Consider the following 1,608-nt stretch of genomic DNA (forward strand, 5'->3'; position numbering starts at 1 on the left):
CGGGCCGCGGCCGCGTCGTCCACCGTCCAGGCGAAGACCTTCAGCGGCTTGCCGTGCGGTCCCCGCAACCCCCGGGCGGCGGTGACGTAACCGGAGGACAGGGACGCGTGCGGGGGGTTGATCTGGTCGGCGAAGCCCGCGTACCCGGGCAGGTCCTCCACGGGAGGCGCCCCGATGAAACCGGTCCTCACCCCGGGCTCCAGCTCGTGGACCGTCCGCACGCTGTCCGCGCTGAAGCTCTGCACCACCAGCCGGCTCCTCAGATGGGCGCGGTCCAGCCACCCCTCGTCGTCCAGCGCCTCGAGGGTCTCGCCCTCGATGCCGGGGTACAGCCGGGGGTTCTTGATCTCCAGGAGCAGCTTCTGGCCGTGCCGCTCGAGCCGCCGCACGAGCTGCTCCAGCGTCGGCACGCGCGTCCCCGCGAACGCGGGACCGAACCAGCTGCCCGCGTCGAGCCGGGGCGGCGCGTCCCCGCCGGCGGCACGGACGGGGAAGAGGGCGAGGGCGGCGGTCCCCAGGAGCGCGGCGGTCGAGGCGGCAACGGCGCGCACGTGCATGCGTACTCCTCGCGGCGAGTGGGTCGGGCCGTCGGCGGGAAGGCGGATCACTCCGGCCGGCCGGACCACCGCCGGACGGTGCCGGCGATCGGGCGGCACCGGAGGGGCGGGTCGCCGTCCGGTCGGAAGGTGACGGACAGCACCACTGTGACAGCAGAGAGTGGACGAGGAGTGCGCACAGTATGACCACAAACCGAACAGGTTCGTTACAACTGCGCACACTGGTGCCGCACAAGTGGGGCAAGGGCGTGTTTCTTCGCCGGAGGGCCGTTGAGCCGTTCCGGTGAGGTCATACTCTCTGCGTCACCCCTGACCGCCGACGCGGTTCCGGGAGGGGGCTCGCAACCGGAATTCCGGGACGCAAAGGGCGGAAGGACAGCCGCGCATGCAGAGCACGGTCGACGGATTCAGTTACGGTCTGGTCACGCCGGTGGTGGCCTTCCTCATGGCCTGCCTCGGCGGCGCCCTGGGGCTGAGATGCGCCACCCGGCCGCTCGTCGTGACCGGGTCGTGGCGCCCCGGCTGGCTCGCCCTGGGCTCGGGAGCCATCGGGTCCGGCATATGGACCATGCACTTCATAGCGATGATGGGTTTCACCATCGAGGACACGCCGATCCACTACGACCGCCTGACGACGTTCGCCAGTCTGGCCGTCGCCGTGGTCATGGTGGGGATCGGGATCTTCATCGTCGGCTACCGGGGCGCCACCGGGACCGCCCTGTTCACCGGCGGCACCATCACCGGCNNGGGCGGCCGCGCAGGCCAAGGGCTTCCTGTGGAGCGTGGGGGCCAGCGCCGTCATGGGCCTCGCGGTCACCGGCATGCACTACACCGGCATGGCGGCCCTGGAGGTCCACGTCCACGGCACGGCCGACCCCGCCACGGGGGAGTCCGCGGCCGCCCTGCTCGCCCCCATGATGCTCGGCCCGCTCGCCCTCCTGGTCCTGGCCGGCATCGTGGTGATCTTCGACCCGCTGCTGGTCACGGGCCGGCCCGGCCCGGAACCCGTCGAGCACAAGCCCGGCGTCCCCGCCCACCCACGGCACCACCC

2 protein-coding genes and 1 pseudogene are annotated in these 1,608 nt (G+C 72.2%); 2 read left to right on the forward strand and 1 reads right to left on the reverse strand.

The window, feature by feature from the left end; all coding sequences use genetic code 11:
* The coding region (locus AOK18_RS21065) for a glycerophosphodiester phosphodiesterase (RefSeq protein ID WP_338119131.1) at positions 1-557 on the reverse strand (557 nt) is incomplete at its 3' end.
* Between the two features lie 385 nt (positions 558-942).
* Here AOK18_RS21065 and AOK18_RS34535 point away from each other — a divergent pair.
* The coding region (locus tag AOK18_RS34535) for an MHYT domain-containing protein (RefSeq protein ID WP_276205361.1) at positions 943-1,302 on the forward strand (360 nt) is incomplete at its 3' end.
* Positions 1,303-1,304: 2 nt separating this feature from the next.
* A pseudogene (locus tag AOK18_RS34540) lies at positions 1,305-1,608 on the forward strand (MHYT domain-containing protein); the annotation flags it as partial.

The organism is Streptomyces prasinopilosus, assembly GCF_001419695.1.
GTDB classification, from domain to species: Bacteria; Actinomycetota; Actinomycetes; order Streptomycetales; family Streptomycetaceae; genus Streptomyces; species Streptomyces prasinopilosus.